Below are 19,011 nucleotides of genomic sequence, written 5' to 3'. Positions count from 1 at the left end.
AATTATTTAAAATATGAAAATTTATACTTTTTTTCTTCTACATTTTGGTGTATAATATAAAATATATTATTTAATAATTAATATTACATAGTATTTAATAAGAATTAATAAAAAACTTAATTTTAGGAGGATTATTATGAAGTTATTTAGTAATTTAAAAATGAAGCAAAAATTATTATCGGGATTTTTATTTGCAGCACTGTTTGTTTTGGTTGCAGGCATAATTGGTGGAGTTGGCATGAAGAAAATAAATGCAGTGTCAAATGAATTATATAATAATGACATGAAAACTTTACAAGCTTTAAATGAGTTTGATACAAATACTCTTCATTTGAGACTTGAAATAATAAATCTTGTAGAAAGTAGAGATGCCAGCAAAGCTCAAGATACTATAAATACTAGTAATACATTAAAAAATAGGAATAATGAACTTTTAAGCTCATATAAGAAATCAAATTTAACTCCTGAAGAAAAAAGTTTAGTAGATGAACTAGATACTGAACTAACGGACTGGAGAAATGTATGCAATGACATACTAAATCTTATGTCTCAAGGGAAATATGACGAAGCAGCTAATCTGAATAAAAAAGCAGCATCCTACAGAGAAAAACTGACTACAACTATTGAAAAGTTAGTTAGTATAACTGTAAAAAGAGCAGATACTAGAAATAATTCAAGCTATATTACATACAAAAGCTCACTTTTAGTTATAATTTCTGTTACTTTAATAAGTTTTATTATATCAACATTATTGGGTATTAAAATTACAAATTCTGCATTAAATGAAATTAATAAGATTTTTAAATTCAGTGAGGATGTAAGTAATGGAGTTTTAAATAAATCTATAGAACTTACTAGCAATGATGAAATAGGTATGATAGCTGAAAAGCTGAATATTGCAGGTGAAAGTATAAAAGCTTTAGTAAAAGAAATAATGCAGAGTACAGATCATATGAATGCTTCAAGCCAGGAGTTATCTGCAACTACAGAAGAAATTTCTTCAATGATGTCTTCAGTAAATGAATCAACAAACCAAATAGCTAAAGGTTCTCAAAATTTAAGTAGTGTCACAGAGGAAATAAGCGCATCAACTCAAGAAATAAATGAAAACATAACAAAACTTTCCCTTAAGGCAAATGAAGCAGCAAATTCTTCAGCTGACATAAAAAAACGCGCAATTAGTATAAAGGAAAAGGCTTCAAGCAGTATAGAAGAAGGTAAAACAATATATGATGAAAAGAGAAAAAATATTATAAAGGCAATTGAAGATGGAAAGATTGTTTCTGAAGTTAAAACTATGTCAGCATCTATTGCAAGCATATCTGAACAGACAAATCTTCTTGCACTTAATGCAGCAATTGAAGCTGCAAGAGCTGGAGAACAAGGAAAAGGCTTTGCTGTTGTAGCTGAAGAAGTTAGAAAATTATCAGAAGAATCCTCAAAATCGGTTAAAAGTATAAGCCAAATGGTAATTGCTGTAGAAAGTGCTTTTAATAATATATCCAAAAGTGGTAATGAAATACTTGACTATATAGCAAACGTAGTTACCCCTAATTATCAATTGCTCATGGATACAGGAATTCAATACGAAAAGGATGCTGAATTTATAAATGATATATCAAATGGTATAAATAATTCCTTAAATCAAATAAAAGAGGTAGTATCACAGGTGAATACAGCCATTGAAGATGCAGCTTCCACAGCAGAGCAATCTGCATCTGGTTCTGAAGAAATCATTGGGAGTGTAAATGAAGTTACTAAAGCAATTGAAGATATATCATTATCTTCACAAAGTCAAGCTGAACTTTCACAAAAAATTTCACAAATGGTAAACAAATTTACCGTTTAATCACAATATTCATATAAATAGTATTTTTTTCGACTATTATATTCATTTTTTTGAAAATTGTGATATAATAATATTGACTGTTTCTTCAATACATAATTATAATTTTTTTTAAAATAAAGGAGGGTAAAAAATGTCAAGATTTACATTACCAAGGGATCTTTATTTCGGAGATAATTCTTTAGCTGAATTAAAAAACTTAAAGGGAAAAAAAGCTGTAGTAGTTGTTGGTGGCGGTTCAATGAAAAAATTTGGTTTTCTTGAAAAAGTAGAAAACTACCTAAAAGAAGCTGGTATGGAAGTTAAATTAATTGAAGGTGTTGAACCAGACCCATCTGTTGAAACTGTTTTTAATGGTGCTCAAGTAATGAGAGATTTTGAGCCAGATTGGATAGTTTCAATAGGAGGCGGATCTCCAATAGACGCTGCTAAAGCTATGTGGATATTCTATGAATACCCAGACTTTACTTTTGAACAAGCTGTAATTCCTTTTGGAATACCAGAATTAAGACAAAAAGCTAGATTCGTAGCAATACCATCAACAAGTGGAACTGCTACTGAAGTTACAGCTTTCTCGGTAATTACTGATTACAAAGCTAGAATAAAATATCCTTTAGCTGATTTTAATTTAACTCCTGATGTAGCTATCATAGATCCAGCCTTGGCTCAAACAATGCCTCCTAAATTAACTGCTCACACAGGAATGGACGCTTTAACTCATGCTATTGAAGCTTATGTTGCATCTGCAAGATCTCATTTTTCTGATCCACTTGCAATGCAGGCAATAGTTATGGTAAGAGAACACTTAATTAAATCCTATAATGGAGATAAAGAAGCAAGAAATGAAATGCATATAGCTCAATGCCTAGCTGGAATGGCATTTTCAAATGCTTTACTTGGAATAGTACACAGTATGGCTCATAAAAGTGGTGCCGTTTTCCATATTCCACATGGATGTGCTAATGCCATATATCTTCCATATGTAATTCAATTTAATAGAAAAGCTTCTGAAAGCAGATTTGCTGTTATAGCTAGAACTTTAGGATTAACTGGAACTACTGATGCTGACTTAACAGATTCATTAGTAGCTATGATTAGAGATATGAATAAACAGCTAGATATTCCATCAACATTAAAAGATTATGGTATAACTGAAGAAGATTTTAATGCAAATGTAGACTTTATATCTAAAAATGCTCTTACAGATGCATGTACAGGTTCTAACCCAAGAGAAATAGATTTTGACCAAATGAAAAAATTATTCCAATGCACATTTACTGGTGAGGATTGCACTTTTTAATCTATAAACCTTAAAAACAAACACATATCAGATGGTATTAAACCCATATGATATGTGTTTATTTATTATCTTTAGAAGATAGAAGCATTTTTTTAATAACCAATGCAAAAAGTAGTATTAGGGGTACTGCAAAATCAACTGGAAGAGAAATGTACTGCCATATATGTTCCCTTAACTTTAAAAATAGTACCCTATCATGACCTATATAATATGTAACAATTATCATAATTAAACCAAAAGCAGCAATAATAAATGGACTTCTCTTCTTTATTCCAGTAGTTTGATAAAAAGATTCTAAAGAACAAAATGTCATAACCCCTGCTTGATTCATTATACTCCAATACCATAAAGCTACCATAAATGATTCAAAACGGTGTAGATATTGAGTAATCTGAATAGATCTTACAAAATCCATGCTGGCAATACGCATTAACGCTACCACCTGAGGCCCCATTACCATCAATTCTACAATAAAATAGAAAATAAAGAATGAACCTCCAATTAATAAACCTGAAGCAGCTGCACCATAAGCTTTTTTCTTGTTACTGATCATTGGGAAAATCATTGCTATAAGCATTTGGGAAGGACCAACAAATGTATCCCCTTTTAAACTGGATTTAAATACATGCATAACTCCTGAGTCAAAAATGGGTGTAATCCTATTAATGTCTATTTCAGCTAAAGAAGCCATAAAAACTAGTAAATAAAAAATTATAGCTGCACCAAAAGCAATGACGCTTGTTCTTGCAATGACTTCAGGTCCTTTCCATACTAAATAGCATATCACAAAAATATGCAGTGTAGACACCACCAAAAAAGGTGTTTGAGGCAATAAGAAATCACTAAGATGGTGTATGTACATTGATATTGAACTAGCTGCAAGAAGGAAAAAATATATTGTAAGCATCAATCCTAAAATTTTTCCAAATACACGTCCTAAAAGCTTATGGCTGTATTCTACCATTGTTTTATCTGGAAACTGTTTTCCAACATAAATAACAATATAAGTAAACAGAAGTATGGTAACTATACTTATAATTCCGCTTATCCACATGTCACGTCCCACTTCTCTAGCTAAAATACCACTTCCATAATTGATTGTTGCAGGCCACATAAAGGCAATAATAATATCTCTAAACTGCTTATTGTTAATTACTTCTTTTTGTTTCACCATATTACCTATTGCTCCTTTACTGTGCATTTTTCTTTTGAGTTTTTATTGGTTCTAGTGGCTTTGCCAAAGATACATGATGAATTTTTACTTTTACATCAACAGCAACTTCACTATTTCTAAAAAGTTTATCCCATTGAGAAGATATTTGATGCCATTGCTCTTTATGCTGTTTATGTAATGTGCGGCTTAAGCCCGGAAAGTCTACTTGCATGTTCTTTGCCATTGTTATGGTAGATTGTATATCCTTAGAAATGGCTGTTCCAAGTGCAATTTCCAGTTCATGAAGTTTCTGTTTATCATTAAAATCTGTAAGACAAGATTGCTCAGTAATATTAGCATCAACTTTAACATTAATCGTAAAATGGGGTACATCCTTTTCCATGTAACTTTTAATGGATGACTTAGCATTTTTAATTTCCAATGTTACAGGATTATTATCATATGGACAATTTACAACCATTATGGAATCATCCATTTTATTTTTAATCCATAAAAGTCCTCTTGTATCCTTTTCGCTCAGTGTAGCAGACAATTTATTGCCGTCAAAAACATATGCACCACTGGTTTTTAAAACTGGTTCTGATTTTGATTTATCAAAAATAATTCTGGAAGTTACTGGACCTACACTTGGATCAAGATAATCTTCCATAAAATCTTTTAACATTATACTATAGGATTTACCAGTTAACTTTTCATTTTTAATTATTTTTTCCAAGTATTGTGCTGGATCCTTTTCCATTATAGGCACAACGTCAATAAGCTTTGATGCTTCCTCGGGGGTAACTGCAATTAAAGTTCTTAAACGAAGTTCAGGATTTCTAACGAAAAAATCAAATATCTCAAGAGTATTTCCTCTTGCCAGCTGCTCACTTATAATTATTACCTTGATATGAGACCAAAAAATACGGCGGGAAGATACAGCAGCCATATTACGTACTGCTTCAAAGATGGTTTTACCATTGCTTGTAATTACCCAAAAAGGTTTAGGCTTTTGGGTAGTTCCAGTACCTGATGGTGTCTTGCTGTAAGTTTCTGGACTTGCCATTTGTGCTGTTACTTTAAATCCAGAACTAGTTTTATCTAAGGCGATACTAAGTACAAAACCAAGTTCATCAATTTCTCTAGCATTCCAACACCCAGTTTGTAAAATGGAAAGTATAAGAACTAGTATAAGGGCTATCTTCCTCATCTTCACCTCTCCTTTTGCTCTAAAACAAGATTATCTGATTTCTCCCCCAATCTTCTATCAAATTGGATGATAATCACTCCATGTAAGCTAATAATCACTTGATTTATTATCATTACCTTCACCAGAATCTGCCTTTGGTTCTGGTTTCATATTAGGCATCTCTCTTCTAATCCCCCCTCTAGCAATATACTTAGGAAGTCGATTCATTCTCCACCATGGAGATCTAATAAGAATATCTTTAAATTCATTTTTATTTGCTGATACAAAAGGCTCCATGTAGTTTACACCAAAAGAACGCAGGCTATTTAAATGAATAATTATTATACTCAATCCTGCCAGTATACCAGGCAGTCCAAGTATGGAGGCTAGCATCATTAAAGGAAATCTAAGCAAGCGGCCTGAAGCTGCTGCATTAAAAGCTGGAATGGCAAAAGAACTTATTCCTGTTATGGATACTACAATTACCATAGCTTGCGAAACAATACCAGCTTGAACTGCAGCCTGACCTATAACAAGACCTCCTACTATGCTTACAGCCTGACCTGCCTGCCTAGGCAAACGCAAACCTGCCTCCCTTAAAATTTCAAATGTACCTTCCATCATAAATGCTTCTCCTATGCTGGGAAAAGGTACTCCTTCACGGGAAGCTGCAATTGATAATGCCAAGGTGGTAGGAATCATTTCCTGATGAAAACTTGTTAATGCAATATACATTGCAGGAAAAGTAACTGAAACAAAATAAGCCACAATTCTAACACATCTTGTTAAGGACCCTATGGGAAATCGTTCATAATAATCATCTGCCGCCTGCATAAACTGAAAAAAGATTGTAGGAACCATAAGTGCATAAGGAGTTGTATCTACAAGAATGGCAACTCTTCCTTCCAATATTGCTGATGAAACCTTATCAGGTCGTTCACTATGCTCTATTTGAGGAAATGGAGACATAGGAGTATCTTCTATTAATTCTTCAATATAACCACTCTCAAGTATACCGTCAATTTCAATCCTTCCCAAACGTTTTCTAACTTCCTGCACTACCCCTTCTTTTACTGTACCTTCAAGATAAACCATTAATACCATTGTTTTAGTCTTTGTACCTATCCTAAATAATTCAACTCTTAAATCAGGACTTTTTATACGACGCCTTATTAGTGCAGTATTGTTTTCTATGTTTTCTGTGAAACCATCCTTTGGTCCTCTTACTACATTTTCAGAAGTTGGTTCAGAAACTGCTCTATCTTTCCATCCTGAACTTCCTATTATGAGTACTTTGTCCATTTTATCCAGCAACAGGACAGTATTTCCATCAATTAATTGACTTACTATTTTATTAATATCAAATTCTTCATTTAGGTAAGTATTAGGTATGCCATATTCCTTTATAGTTTGAAAAAATTCAACATTATCTTTCACACTACTAAACCTATCATTTAACATTAATGCCCCAATAACTTGTTCATTAACAACCTCTCTTTCAACTAAACCTTTAATAAAAATAACTGCTGCCTTCATTTCAGTTCCTGGATCAACAGTAAATTCTCTAACTGTTACATCACTTGAAAATCCCATTTTTTCTTTTACTTTGTTAATGTTGGAACTCAGATCTAAGGAAAGTTTTATCTTCTGCTGCAATTTTTCTTCAATTTTCTCATGCTGTTGTTTAGTTTTATTTTTTTTCACTTTATGAAAATACTTCAAAATTGACATAATAAAACCTCCTTTAGAACAACTAAGTTATAGATTTAGTATGTTTAATACAATTAGAATTATTCACATACTAGCTTTTTATGGATATGGAAATTATCAAAGCAAATAATATTAACAACTTATTCATAAGCGGCATTCAATTGTCACTAAACTGACACAAATTATATGTATAATAAAAAAATAATTTTAATGTATAAGTATAAAAACTAAAAAGCTCCTACTATTATGAGAAAAATATAAAAGTTAAACTAATGCATAAAGTAATATTATAAAATTTTAGGAAGTGTTTTTATGGAAATAATTTTTGAGACAGAAAGACTTACTTTAAAAATATTGGACAAGCAATTTTCTAAATCAGTTTTGGATTTCTATTCAAGAAATAAGAATTTCTTAAAAGAATGGGAACCGTCAAGACTTGAAGGTTTTTATACTTTAGGATTTCAAGAAAATTTATTAGATGACAAATTTCTTGCCTTCACCAATGGCAGTTTAGTAGAATTTTGGATTTTTAAAAAAGATTGCACTAACAAAATAATAGGTTCTGTTATTTTTAATATCATAATAGGAGGTAATTTTTTAAACTGTCATATTGCTTATAATATGGATGAATCCGAGACCAATAAAGGTTACATTACAGAAGCAGCTCGAAAAGGTATCGATATTATATTTAATCAATATAAATTACACAGAATAGAGGCAAACATCATGCCTAAAAATAAAGCTTCGTTAAGGGTAGCTGAAAAATTAGGATTTCATAAAGAAGGATTAGCCTCTAAGTACTTACAAATAAACGATAAATGGGAGGATCATATACGCATGGCACTATTAAATGATGAAATGCAATAAAATACTTATGCAATTCAACTTTCGCGATTTAAAAATTATGCGACACAAACGTATGTAAGCGAAGTAACTTTCAACTGTATTCCAACTGATATATGCTGTGAAGAAAAACTCACTTCATTAAAAAGTTCTAATGCTTGAGATATTGAAAAATGGCTACCTCCTCAAATGCGACCTCCTGTCGCTTTCGGAGCTTTTGCCGTCCTGGCAAAAATTACGCCATTTTTAAGATCAAGTAAGGAAACTTCTCTTCGTTTCCTCAGAGGAGTAAGCGATTCGCACAAAATCATAGATTTTAGCTCTCTGCTTAACAACTTCTAAAATTCGCTCGCATCTTCCTTCACAGCATATATCAGTCTGCATACAGTTGAAAGTTACTTCTTAGTACATTGCGTGTACACATAATACTTATTACCTAGTGTATTCAAATTTTAGCTATTTTGACAATATATTATTGAATAGTCTGCAAAATAATAAGCTGATTGATTACTAATTGCATTTTAAATATTTTATAATATGCTAAATGCTCGATATTTTTAAAAGTGTTACCATAAAGTAGAAAGCAATTGATTTTATTAGTATATAAGCATACTCCGTATTAAATTTTAAGCATTATAACTTATAGTTATAAATATAATTTTCCTTACTAAAATTACCTATAACTATGCAATTAGGTGCATACACTTGAACTTGCTAGTTTGAATTTTAACTTTTATGCAGTGATATATGATAAGTGTTTTATCACATAAGCTAAATTGTTTTAATATTATTCTTAGCTTGAAGATTTGGAAAGCCTTAGAACTTTAGTCCTGTTTGAGGGAACCGAGTTTGACAAAGTTCTTAGGTTTTCCAAATCTTCAAGCTCTAGAATAATTAAAATATTTAGCCGTGATGAAGCACTTATCATATATCACGGAGTAAAAGTTAAAATTCAAACTTCCACTGCACTTTTAGTTATGTTGCATTATGCTTATTATGCAAATGAATTTATCAGTGATGACCATTGATAATCTTGTTGTAGTTCCACAAGATTATTATATACTTCAGAACTATTTGAACTTGTGCTGCTTATTTGATTAGCATATGTAGATAAAGAACTTTCTGTAATAGCTTGGGCATCTCCACCAGCTGTTACTGCTATTCCATCAAAACTACTAAATGCTGATTGTACTGTTGATACATTATTCTGTAATGCATCATTTAAAGTATCTTGATCTATGTTTAATGTACCATCACTATTTTTTGTAATACCTATAGACTGTAAATCTGAGGAAGCATTATTGAAATCATTAGATAAATTATTCAGTATGGATGTATTTAGATATTGCTGATTCTCACTAACAAAGCTAACCATAGAATTATAGGCATTCACAAAACTTTTTATATTGTCATTATTTACCGAACTAACTGTATTAGAAACCACACTTCCATAATCAGTATTTGTCTGTAATTGGCTTGAACATTGATATAAATCATTAGCACAAGCACTAAATTGAGCTAATATATTGGCTTGTTCTGAAGATGCTTGACTATTTACAGTATTAGTTTGTAAAGCTTGTTGTCCTTTTTCATACAAATTTGTTGGACTTATTGCTTGTTCTATACTTTGTATAATTGGGTCAGATGACGACGTTCCTAATAATGTTGAACACTCATTTTGCATGCTGGACATTTGATATTGTTGTAAAGATGAAATACTTGACATAAACCTCTCCTCCTTCATAGATATCATTGTACCTAGTCATATTACATCATACAAAGTTACAATTAATTTTACATTTCTTTTTATTATTCTTAATTGCATCTAAAATTCCACTTAAATTTTTTAGTAAAATTAAATAACTAACCTATATGTATATAATATGTGTAATATGTGTCAATTTAATGGCAATAATATGTCTATTTATGAATAAATTATTAACATTAGTTAAGCAAGTAAAAAAATTTTTCATCTTTATAGACACAATTTGATGTGCCATTTACAAACAATAAAAAGTTTTTTCTAAATTTTTAAAAAAATATTGAAATAATATAGGAAAGATTTACAAATGAAAATGTATTTAACCTTAAACTTCTATACTTCATTTATTTGTTTACAAATACATTCTTGTAAACAAATAAATATAGCAAGGGAACATTTTAAGCTCCCCTGCTTATTAATTTTTTTCTCTTATTTTCTAATATCAACAATCCATTCTTTTGCAAGCTTCCATAAGCTTGATTGAAAATCTTCTTCCTGCATAACTCCTGATTTTATTAACTTATCGTATTTAAATAAGTTATCCCAGCTTCTTTTTACTTCTGGTTTCAAATTTGGATAAAAAGGCTTGGTAAATATGTCTGACTCAATTGAAATATTAAACTTTGTCAATATATCTTTGTGTATTCTTTCATCTTTTTCATCAGCAGCTAAATATTTTAGATTTAAAATCTTATTCCAATCTTCATATCTAAAAAAAACACATTCTTCTACAGGCACTTCCAAAGAAAGTAGGTAATTGTCTGGATACCATCCAGCATAATCCACTTTAGTATGTGTCCAAAATGGATACTCAGCATGTTCAGGCTTTTTTACAATATTTTGTGCTTTATCTATATACCAATTATATGCCTCTAAAAATATACCGGAAACCTCTTGATACTTTTTTACAATATATTCTCTTTTTACATAGCATACCTTCTGTTCAAGTAAAGTCTTAATAACTATGGGACTTTGGGAAGTATACAATATTATCTTATCACTCTTTGTACCCATTCTTTTTTCACCTCCCAAATTGTACCCTGTTTCAAATTTGACAATGAATAAGAATTATCAAATAGTCTGTTCCAGCTTTTTATTATTTCACTTTTAAGCTGAGGATAAAAACTGCTCATATATGCATTTGAGTGATTTGATATTCCATAATCTTTAAGTTTTTTATCATATGCATCTTCATCCTTCTTATTTAGCGGAACATACCATAAATTAACTATCCTACCCCATTTTTCTGAATCCGTTACAATAACCAAATTCTTATCCACTAAAAGCTCTAATATAACCGTATCAGGCGTCTGTTGAAGCATAAAATCAGAAGTTACCGAAACCCATATAGGATATTTTACATCTTGAGGTTTATCAACTATTTCACTTGCTTTCCTAGTGTACCAAGAATACACCTCAAGATAATATTTTGCACAATCTTCTAGTTTCTGTTCTATATATTCTCTTTTTGCAATATACCTTCCTTCATCCTCTAAAACATCAAGAATGCTTGCATCTTGTCTGGTCCATATTTTTATTTTTTCTCCCATAAAATCACCTTACTATGAAAGGTCTTAAATTAGGACTATTTAAATCCATTCTTTATAAGTATATTAACAGCGTTTTCGCTTTCATCTTCACTTACCAAAACTATTGGACCAGTGCATCCCATTCCGCTCTCAGAATATATTCCTTCCTTCCAAAGTGATCTACAAGCATCTTCAAGCTCAAGAATATCAATTCCAGGTATTCCGTATGTTACTACTTTTTTAGGTGGCATCTTAACTTCTTCTGCTGCAGCTGCTGGTTTATCTTTTTCAAGTATTTTTCCTATTATTTCTTTTAAACCCGCTGCATTAGCATTTTTATACTCAATATCAGCAAGCTGCAGTAAATTATTTTTTGCAGAAAGTGCACAATATTTTAATGCTTCACAAATTAATGGAGCTCCAGATGCTCTTGATACTATATTAATTATCTTATCATAGCCTTCTCCTACTCCTGGACCATATCCATATCCAGTAGTTTCATAGTTTCCACCTGTTGTAAATGAAGCAAATATCTTTATTAATAAATTTCCTGTCAATGAATCACAAACCATAACATCAGGTGTTCCTGCCAGCAGGTCATTTCCTCTCATAACTGAACCCCCATCAGCTCTCAAGGATTCACTAAAAGTAAACTTATATCCTCTACTTTGTAATTCTTTAAGTGCTCTCTCAACTCCTCTAGCTCCATCTACATTTAATATGCCAACCTTAGGATCTTCAATACCGCAAGCTTTTGCAACAGATATTCCATTTATAGTGTTTTTAATCATTCCTTCAACTCTATGAGTAGCTGTTGTTCCTGTAGTTGTGGCAATTATCATTTCTCTTCCTAAACCTGGTGCAATAACTTTTCCAACTGTTGAAACCCCTATAGGAAAATCAAAATGCTGAGTGACACATCCATCTATTACTTTATTATCTAACAATTCCACCATTTTTTTATGACCTTCTTCAGCATCACTAACTTCAACTATTTCAAAGTCTCCTTCAACTTTAGGACCTATTAAAACTATATCAAAATCACCATATTTGTTCTTGGCAAGTGCTGCAGCTTTCATCATCTCTTCAACACCATGTTCTGAACCAAAAGTGGTTAATCCAATTTTAACTCTTTTTCCGAAACTTCCACTTATAATTCCATCAGCTATTTCATCAAATACTTCTGCAATTACTTTTTTAGTTTGCTCCACGTTGCTCCCTCCTTTTTTATTAGCATCTATTCAATACTTCCTAATGTCTATAATACCATTATTTATTCTTCCATCATTTTAGATGCAAATTTTTTTAATTCTTCAGCTATCATGTTCTTAATTTCTTCTTTTGAAACTGCTGCAGCCGAACTATCTGAATCACCATTATTTTTTTCAACCAAAATTGAAATTCCATCGAACAAGTTAGTCATTCTTCCTAAGAACAAGCTTCCTTTTCCTATTAACATAAAGTTATTTAATTTTCCTGCCATTATATGTTCAATACCATGACCAATTATAGGTACTCCTGATGGTATATGACCTTGTGTTGGTGCATATCCTGGGTATCCATGTTTTACAACAAAATTTGCTAACTCTTTTCTCTCTAATTGTCCGCTCTTTACTGCAAGCGCTCCTATCATCTTATAGTTTTGAGTTGGAACATCTCCTGCTCCTGCTGGTTCTGTTAAATCTGGAGTTTGAAGTTCTGGAGCAAATTTATCAACATCGGTAATTTTTAGTCCATTCTTACTTAATGGATCTGAAACCAATGCTTCCAAAACTGCTTGTGGTGCAGCACCATGTCCAATGCTATGTCTTCCTATTACATCTGTTCTTAAAATTGGACTCACACCATCATTTTCAGATATTAGTATTGCAAATCCTCCTAAGCAATCTTCTAAAACAGGTAATCCCTTTTTAACATGATCTTTACCATTCATTCCAAGCTTAGCAGTAGCTCCACCAGCAAAAACTATTACATTCTTGTAAATTCCTGATTTAACTAATGCTGCTGCTGCAACTATTGAATGTGAAGGACCCGCACAAAAGCCTCTCATATCTGAACCTGTAGCACCTTTAATTCCTGCAATTTCGCCACAAGCCTTAGCTATGTTTCCGCCGCCTCTCTGATTCATATCACCTATGGCTTCTTCTGAACATTCAATTAAGTATTCTACCTGATTAACGTCTACCCCTGAGTTCTTTACTAGATGCATTAATGCAAGTACCCCAGATGCCTTAACAGCTAAATTTTCAACAATAATATGTGAAGTTAGATTTTTATCAAATTCGTGAGCTCTTTTTACACAACCAACAAGCTTGCCATTATCATATAACCCTTCAGCTATATGATTTTCTATTAGCTTCTCTATTTCAGATAAGTCTATTCCTTCCTTTAACTCGTCAGCTTTAATCTTTAAAACAGCATGAGACTTAAACTTTTCTCTAACAGCCTCTGTGAAATTCTTCTCTAATAAAACAAGATCAAATACGTCACTTATCTTCATCAAACCATAGAATTCATCTTGAGGCATGATTTCACCAAACTTACCAAATCTGGACAAACCTTCAACCTTTTCATCATACCATGGTCTTTTTCTTTCACTTAATTCTTCTGGAGTCATGTTTCCAATATAAGTTTGATTTGGTGCATAACTAACAACATCTTCAAAAGATCTTAAGTGATTTTGTATCTCCTTTAAATATTCCGATTCTGGATTTGTTTCTCTTTCTAGGGTTTGAGTAGTACCATTGTGCAATATCATATCTGGTGTATTTACTAATACATACGCCGCTTTTTTTATTACTGGAAAACTCATTTTTAAAACCTCCATTCATTATGTTCAGTTATTGTATATTCAAAAACAGCATGCATTTCTGCATGCCATTTTTAGACCGTTAAAGTTGTTGATGACTATTTATTGTACTTTGAATATTCATCTCTAATAGGCTTTACTTCACTAATAATTGCATCAACATCAAGAACCATTTCCATCATTCCACACTGCTCATCATAAACAGCTGCATCAAATTCATCTTTAACTTCTGGTTCTACTACATGATACACTCCAAGACCTAATGCAATTCCTGCAAGTGGTCCTGCGAAAGTTGGATCTCCAGCAGCTACAGTTTCTGCTGATAGTCCTGAAGCCTCTGCTTCAGCTCCTCCTATTAACACAATCACATTTTCAGCACCATATTTTGAAGTTAAATCAATTACTCTTTGTTGGATCTCCAGATCCATAGCACCTGCGGCTGTTCAAACAAAGCATTCTGTGGAAGCAAATACAACTTCTGCCTTCGCACTTTTAGCACATTCTTCGATAGCTGGACCTGGAATTCCATCCCTGTCACCTATTGCAATTATTTTTTTTCCTTCTAATAAACTCATTATTCTTCCTCCTCGTATAATATACTTAATTAAGCACCAATATGTTTAACTATCATTGCTTCAATGTTTGCTTTTGTAGCATCATCCTTTATAACTTCTTCAATTTTTTGTCCATCTTTATAAAGTATAATTGTAGGAAGTCCAAGTACTCTTTGTGAAATAGCTAATCTTCTAGCCTTTGTAGTATTTAATTTACAAAACTTAACTTTTCCTTCAAATTTAACCGATAATTCTTCTATATCTGGCAACAAAGCCTGACAAGGTACACAACCATCTCCATAATAATCAACAAGTGTATAACCTTCAGATTCTAAAACCTCACCATTAAATGTCTCTTTGTCTAAAATTATCATATTAACTTCACCCTCTATTCTTCAAAATTTTTTTCTATATATTTCTCTGCTTGTACAGCAGCTATAGCACCATCAGCAGCAGCTGTAACTACCTGTCTCAATGGTTTTTCTCTAATATCTCCTGCTGCAAATACACCTTCAATATTAGTTTCCATCTTATCATTAGTTACAATATATCCTGCTTCACTAGTATCAACTAGTTCTTTAACTAATTGATTTGTAGGTAAATAACCAACGAATACAAATATTCCAAAAGTTCCATCTTCTTCATCTGCAAAATATTCGCTTAACTCGCCTGTTTTAGTATCCTTAAATACTGCTGACTCCACTATTCCATCACCTTTTATTTCAGTGATTACTGAATTCCACTTTATTTCAATTTTAGGATTTTTAAAAGCCTTTTCTTGTATTGATTTTGCAGCTCTTAATTCATCTCTTCTATGAACTATAGTAACCTTTTTAGCAAACTTTGTTAAATAAATAGCTTCCTCAATAGCTGAATCTCCTCCACCTACTACAAAAACTTCTAAGCCCTCAAAGAATTCAGCATCACAAGTTGCACAGTAAGATACACCTTTACCTATCAATTCATTTTCTCCTGGACAACCAATTTTTCTAGGGTTAGCTCCTGAAGCAATAATTACAGATTTAGCATAATACTCTTCTTTTTCACCTTTTAATTTTTTTATCTTTCCACTAAAATCAACTTCTTTTATGTTATCTTTTTTCCTTTCAGCACCAAAGCTTTCAACCTGCTCTTCCATTCGAGCAATTAAACTTGGTCCTGTAGCATGCTGAACTGATCCTGGATAATTAGCTACTTCATCTGTAATTACAATTTGTCCGCCTACTTTGACTCTCTCCAGTATCAAAGTTTTTAGTCTAGCTCTCGCTGAGTATATAGCTGCAGAAAGTCCTGCTGGACCAGATCCAATTATAATAACATCATAAATATTATTCATATTGCACCTTCTTTCTTAAATATTTCAATAATATTTACTTACTACTTAGTTAAATATACTTTTAATTTATCATTTTTAAATACTACTATTTATTCCTTAAACTTTCTCTTCCTGAAGAGCCTTGTATATGCTATAGCACATGACAAGCATAATCAGCATAAACGGAAAGGCAGCAGCAATGGAAGCCGTTTGAAGTGTCTTTATTGCAGCAGTTCCTCCTACTAAAATAATCATTATAGTAACAGCTCCTTGAGCAACTCCCCAAAATCCACTTAGTTTTTTACTTGGATTCAAATCTCCTCCAGATGTCAGCATACTTAATACATACGTAGCTGAAGTAGCAGCTCCTGCAAAAGACGTAATGATTAGGATAAGAGCCAATGGCGCAGTGATAACATAAAGTGGTAGATGCTGTAATGTTACAAATAAAGCAGTGGAAATATTAGTTTTAACAGCTGCCTGAATTGCACCATTTGACAATGCATCTAAATTAAATGCAGCTCCACCATAGATTGCAAGCCATAAGAAGCAGAAACCAGAAGGTAAGAACACTGATGCAAGTATAAACTCACGAATAGTACGGCCTCTGGAAACACGTGCTATGAACTGACCTACAAATCCTGCCCACGCAATATACCAAGCTCTGTAGAATACTGGCCAAGCTTTAGTCCATTCAATATTGCCCATCCACATACTCTGTCCTATAAAGTTTTGAATATAATCACCAAGTGTGTGTGTAAAAGTATTTAGTATAAATACCATTCCACCAAATAGGAAAATAAATACCATAAATCCAATTGAAAGCCATACCTTCACGTCAGCAACAGCCTGCATCGCCTTATGCAATCCAGATACAGTAGCAAGCGTAAATATTGCTGTCATAATTGCAATAATAATAGCAGTCATACCAGGTGTAGCTTTAATTCCCCAGATATACTCTATTCCTGTTGCAATCTGGCCAGCTCCTAGTCCCAAGCTTGTCGCTACACCAAACATCGTAGCAAATACCGCTATTACATCAATGGTCTTACCAATAGGTCCGCGAATGCGATCACCAAGGATTGGATAAAAAGCCGAGCTAATTAAGCAAGGAAGCCCTTTTCGATACTGAAAATAACCTAGAGCTAAACCACAAACCGCATAAATAATCCAAACATGAATACCAAAATCATTAAATACAATTCTCATAGCATCATGCATAGCTTGTGGAGTTCCTGGCTGCGCCACAGGTGGTGCCATATAATGACTTATAGGTTCAGCAATGGACCAAAAAACCATTCCGATTCCCATTCCCCCTCCAAATAGCATAGTAAACCACTGGAAAGTTGTAAATTCCGGTTTTTCATCATCTTTCCCCAGCTTAATTTTACCGTAACGGCTGAGAGCAATAACAAATATAAATATTGTAAATATAAATACTGATAAAAGATATAGCCAACCAAAATTAGTAGTTAAAAATGATAACACACCATTCGATGTTTTAGCCATTTGAGAAGGCAGGATTATACTAAATGCTACAAATACCAGAGCTATACCTGCGGAAACATAGAGAACCGAGCGGTCTTTTGCTTTTTGTTCATTTGACATAATTAATTTTCCTCCTTCACAAAACTAATCTAAATAGGTCTCATCCATTTTAACAAGACCTATTTAGTTACTGATTTAGATCTTTACTTTAAAAACAGTTTGTTCTTGAATATCAGTAGCAAGAGCATCTAAAGCTACACCAACTCTATGATATCTTAATTTCCACTGATGATCTTTAGAATCTGCAGGGTTTCCAAGTGGATATGGAATGGATATAGTTGGTACTATTCTGTTTGATCCTACTGTTGTTGCTACAGGAATCAAATTACACATTTGAACAACTGGGAAGCCAGCTCTTTCAATTTCTTTTACCATTGTTGCACCGCAACGTGTACAAGTTCCTCAGGTGGAAGTTAGTACAACTGCATTTACATTGGCTTCCTTTAAATGCACAATAATTTCCCTTGCCATTCTAGCAGCCTCACCTTGAGTAGTTCCAGTTCCAACTGTAGAATAGAAATACTCATGAAGTTTGCCTATTTTTCCTTCTTTTTCGTATGCTCTTAAAGCATCTAATGGAACTATTACATTAGGGTCTGCATCTGCTGCTGCTGGGTCAAATCCTGCATGGATTGTCTTGAATACTCCACCTTCTAATCTGTCTAACTTTGACACATCATATCTACCCCATCTTGTTGCTGAAGCAGATTGAATTCTATCAGGATTATCTACAGGAACTATACCTCCAGTTGTTACACAAGCTATAGTTGCCTTACTTAAGTCTTTAATAGCTGGTGCTATTGGAACTCTATCCATTTTAGGAATAGGCAGTTCTGTTTCAAATTTTTCACCATTTAGTTTCTTTATCATCATTTCAACTACTCTATCAGCAGCTGGTTTTCCTGATTCAAGCCAAACTTGATGTCTTTTGCCTCTTCCATAGTAGCCTTCTTCTTCTGCAGAAAGAAGCTTTTCACCACTAAGTATTTTATTTCCAAAGTTAGCCATTGCCTTTACATCTTTTCTCATTCTTCCAGCATTATTTCCACCTATAAAGATGTAAACATCTTTTTTGAACATCTCAACACCAGGATTTTCAATGTGCATAGATGATATTACTGGTACATTAAATTTCTCTTTTACTGCTTTACATATAACTCCGCAAGCATTTCCATATCTACCTGCTTGAAATGCAGGTCCTGCAAAGAATATATCAAATTCTTTTCCCTCTAAAAATCCTAGTATTTTTTCTACTGCTTCTTTTTCATTGGAACCCATGAAGTTATCTCCACATATTATTGTGTGAGTTACTTCAGCATCTTTAAGATCTTTGTTTAATTCCAAAGCTGGTCCAACTAATCCCTCTTTTATTTCTGGTTGAAAATCTGCTTTATCCTCTCCACCTATTTGGCCAAAGAATTGGTTCAAATATAAAATTGCTTTTTTCATTTAA

General features: G+C 32.6%; 16 protein-coding genes. 3 read left to right on the top strand and 13 right to left on the bottom strand.

The genetic code is table 11. The features are described from left to right. Positions 1-136 precede the first annotated feature (136 nt). Both Q6H37_RS11620 and Q6H37_RS11615 read left to right on the top strand, forming a co-directional pair. Entirely contained in the window at positions 137-1,849 is a 1,713-nt protein-coding gene (locus Q6H37_RS11620) for a methyl-accepting chemotaxis protein (RefSeq protein ID WP_318742086.1), read from the top strand. A 130-nt stretch (positions 1,850-1,979) separates the two neighbouring features. After that, on the top strand, positions 1,980-3,146 hold the full coding sequence (locus tag Q6H37_RS11615; RefSeq protein WP_318742085.1) for an iron-containing alcohol dehydrogenase: 1,167 nt from the start codon (positions 1,980-1,982) through the stop codon (positions 3,144-3,146). Positions 3,147-3,204: 58 nt separating this feature from the next. Here Q6H37_RS11615 and Q6H37_RS11610 read toward each other — a convergent pair whose 3' ends face one another. The 3 genes from Q6H37_RS11610 to Q6H37_RS11600 form a co-directional block, all read right to left on the bottom strand. Further along, positions 3,205-4,320, bottom strand: a complete 1,116-nt coding sequence (locus Q6H37_RS11610; protein ID WP_318742084.1) for an endospore germination permease — start codon at positions 4,318-4,320, stop codon at positions 3,205-3,207. A gap of 16 nt (positions 4,321-4,336) precedes the next feature. Continuing rightward, positions 4,337-5,509: a Ger(x)C family spore germination protein gene (locus tag Q6H37_RS11605; protein ID WP_318742083.1), complete on the bottom strand. Its 1,173-nt coding sequence runs from the start codon at positions 5,507-5,509 to the stop codon at positions 4,337-4,339. 87 nt (positions 5,510-5,596) lie between these two features. Further along, a complete protein-coding gene (locus Q6H37_RS11600; protein ID WP_318742082.1) occupies positions 5,597-7,219 on the bottom strand; it encodes a spore germination protein in 1,623 nt (540 codons plus the stop codon). Between the two features lie 291 nt (positions 7,220-7,510). On the opposite strand from Q6H37_RS11600, the gene Q6H37_RS11595 reads away from it, so the two are divergent. Continuing rightward, positions 7,511-8,065: a GNAT family N-acetyltransferase gene (locus tag Q6H37_RS11595; protein ID WP_318742081.1), complete on the top strand. Its 555-nt coding sequence runs from the start codon at positions 7,511-7,513 to the stop codon at positions 8,063-8,065. A 970-nt stretch (positions 8,066-9,035) separates the two neighbouring features. On the opposite strand, the gene fliD is transcribed toward Q6H37_RS11595, so the two are convergent. The 10 genes from fliD to grdH form a co-directional block, all read right to left on the bottom strand. Continuing rightward, positions 9,036-9,767: a flagellar filament capping protein FliD gene (gene fliD, locus Q6H37_RS11590; protein WP_318742080.1), complete on the bottom strand. Its 732-nt coding sequence runs from the start codon at positions 9,765-9,767 to the stop codon at positions 9,036-9,038. A gap of 465 nt (positions 9,768-10,232) precedes the next feature. Continuing rightward, on the bottom strand, positions 10,233-10,817 hold the full coding sequence (locus tag Q6H37_RS11585; RefSeq protein ID WP_318742079.1) for a DUF3841 domain-containing protein: 585 nt from the start codon (positions 10,815-10,817) through the stop codon (positions 10,233-10,235). Then, the gene (locus Q6H37_RS11580) at positions 10,793-11,353 is read right to left on the bottom strand and encodes a DUF3841 domain-containing protein (RefSeq protein ID WP_318742078.1); all 561 of its coding nucleotides are present in this window, start codon (positions 11,351-11,353) and stop codon (positions 10,793-10,795) included. The genes Q6H37_RS11585 and Q6H37_RS11580 overlap by 25 nt, the downstream gene beginning before the upstream one ends. Positions 11,354-11,388: 35 nt before the next feature. Continuing rightward, on the bottom strand, positions 11,389-12,543 hold the full coding sequence (grdD, locus tag Q6H37_RS11575) for a glycine/sarcosine/betaine reductase complex component C subunit alpha (RefSeq protein WP_318742076.1): 1,155 nt from the start codon (positions 12,541-12,543) through the stop codon (positions 11,389-11,391). A 62-nt stretch (positions 12,544-12,605) separates the two neighbouring features. After that, positions 12,606-14,144 (bottom strand): glycine/sarcosine/betaine reductase complex component C subunit beta, encoded by a 1,539-nt coding sequence (gene grdC, locus Q6H37_RS11570; RefSeq protein WP_318742074.1) that lies wholly within the window; start codon positions 14,142-14,144, stop codon positions 12,606-12,608. Between the two features lie 95 nt (positions 14,145-14,239). Continuing rightward, positions 14,240-14,716, bottom strand: coding sequence for a glycine/sarcosine/betaine reductase complex selenoprotein A (gene grdA, locus Q6H37_RS11565; protein WP_318742072.1), 477 nt, complete (start codon positions 14,714-14,716; stop codon positions 14,240-14,242). Positions 14,717-14,745: 29 nt separating this feature from the next. Beyond that, the gene (trxA, locus tag Q6H37_RS11560) at positions 14,746-15,069 is read right to left on the bottom strand and encodes a thioredoxin TrxA (protein ID WP_318742070.1); all 324 of its coding nucleotides are present in this window, start codon (positions 15,067-15,069) and stop codon (positions 14,746-14,748) included. Between the two features lie 14 nt (positions 15,070-15,083). Further along, positions 15,084-16,031, bottom strand: a complete 948-nt coding sequence (gene trxB, locus Q6H37_RS11555) for a thioredoxin-disulfide reductase (protein WP_318742068.1) — start codon at positions 16,029-16,031, stop codon at positions 15,084-15,086. A gap of 96 nt (positions 16,032-16,127) precedes the next feature. Beyond that, positions 16,128-17,618: a BCCT family transporter gene (locus Q6H37_RS11550; RefSeq protein ID WP_318742066.1), complete on the bottom strand. Its 1,491-nt coding sequence runs from the start codon at positions 17,616-17,618 to the stop codon at positions 16,128-16,130. Between the two features lie 75 nt (positions 17,619-17,693). Beyond that, on the bottom strand, positions 17,694-19,007 hold the full coding sequence (grdH, locus tag Q6H37_RS11545) for a betaine reductase selenoprotein B (RefSeq protein WP_318742064.1): 1,314 nt from the start codon (positions 19,005-19,007) through the stop codon (positions 17,694-17,696). Positions 19,008-19,011 lie beyond the last annotated feature (4 nt).

Source organism: Clostridium sp. JS66 (assembly GCF_033561535.1).
GTDB lineage: Bacteria > Bacillota > Clostridia > Clostridiales > Clostridiaceae > Clostridium_AM > Clostridium_AM carboxidivorans.
The sequence above is the reverse complement of the archived record's forward strand: the minus strand, read 5'-3'. Positions and strand labels throughout refer to the sequence as shown.